The 1,622-nt window shown below is 36.2% G+C and carries 1 protein-coding gene; it reads right to left on the bottom strand.

Going from position 1 to position 1,622, the window contains the following annotated elements:
- Nucleotides 1-1,622: ferrous iron transport protein B (feoB, locus tag ACI313_RS05380; protein WP_439755482.1), on the bottom strand; the 1,622-nt coding region annotated here is incomplete at both ends.

Genomic DNA, 1,622 nt, shown 5'->3' with positions numbered 1-1,622 from the left:
ATGGCAAACCAGAACCATTTAGCATTATTCATTTCACGTTTGATTGCTCCCATAGCTGCAAAACAAGGTGCACATAAAAGGTTAAATATTAAGAATGAATATGCTGCAAGTGCAGTCATGCTAGCTGCAAGTGTTCCCCAAATTTCAACTCCATCTTCAGCAACTTCACCAAATCCATAAAGTATACCAAATGTTCCAACAACATTTTCTTTTGCAATAAGACCTGTAATTGCTGCCACTGCTGCTTTCCAATTTCCCCAGCCAAGTGGTTTGAATAGCGGTGCTAAAATACTTCCAATGGCTGCTAAAATACTGTCATTCATATCATCTACCATTCCAAATCCACCATTAGCAAAGCCAAAGTTTTGAGCAAACCAAATAAATATTGTAGAAAGTAAAATTATTGTTCCAGCTTTCTTAATAAATGACCATCCACGTTCCCACATACTTCTTAGAATATTTGAAACTGTTGGCATGTGGTATGCTGGTAATTCAATAACAAATGGTGCTGGATCTCCTGCAAACATCTTTGTTTTCTTTAATATAATTCCTGAACAAATAATTGCTGCTATTCCTACAAAATAAGCACTTGGTGCTACCCATGATGCTCCATTAAATAACGCTCCTGCAATTAAAGCAATAATTGGAAGCTTGGCACTACATGGAATAAATGTGGTGGTCATGATAGTCATTTTACGGTCTCTATCATTTTCGATAGTTCTTGAGGCCATTATTCCAGGAACTCCACATCCTGTTCCAATAAGCATTGGAATAAATGACTTTCCTGAAAGTCCAAACTTACGGAAAATTCTATCCATGATAAAGGCTATTCTTGCCATATATCCACAAGATTCAAGGAATGCTAAGAAAGCAAATAACACAAGCATTTGTGGTACAAACCCAAGTACTGCTCCCACACCGCTGATAATACCATCAACAAGAAGCCCTGATAGCCATGGAGCACAATTTATGGTATCTAAGCCATTTTGCGCTGCTGGAATAATCCACTCACCAAATAAAGTATCATTTGTCCAATCTGTTAAAATTGAACCTACTGTTGTAACGGAAACATAATAAACTATAAACATTACTGCTGCAAAAATAGGAAGTGCTAACCATCTATTTGTTACTATGGTATCAATCTTATCTGAAACAGTATGTCCACCTTTATTCTTTCTTACAAAACAATCTTCTATAATAGATGAAATATATACATATCTTTCATTGGTAATGATACTTTCTGCATCATCGTCCATTTCATCTTCACATCTCTTAATATCTGACTCCACATGAGTAGCTATTTTTTCTGCTATTTTTAATTGTTCAATAACTTTTTCATCACGCTCAAATATCTTTATGGCATACCAACGTTGTTGCTCCTCTGGTAAATTGTGAAGCACTGCTTCTTCAATATGTGCTAGTGCATGTTCAACGCACCCAGTAAATTTATGTTTAGGAGTTTGAACCACTTTACTTTTAGCAACTTCTACAGCTTTATTGGCTGCTTCCATCACGCCCGTTCCCTTTAACGCTGAAATTTCAACTACTGTACAGCCAAGTTCCTTAGCTAAATTCTTGGTGTTTAGCTTATCTCCATTCTTTGCTACAATATCCATCATATT

This window comes from Floccifex sp., assembly GCF_051873495.1.
GTDB lineage: Bacteria > Bacillota_I > Bacilli_A > Erysipelotrichales > Erysipelotrichaceae > Floccifex.
Note: the sequence above shows the minus strand (reverse complement) of the source record. Positions and strands in the feature narration are given on the sequence as shown.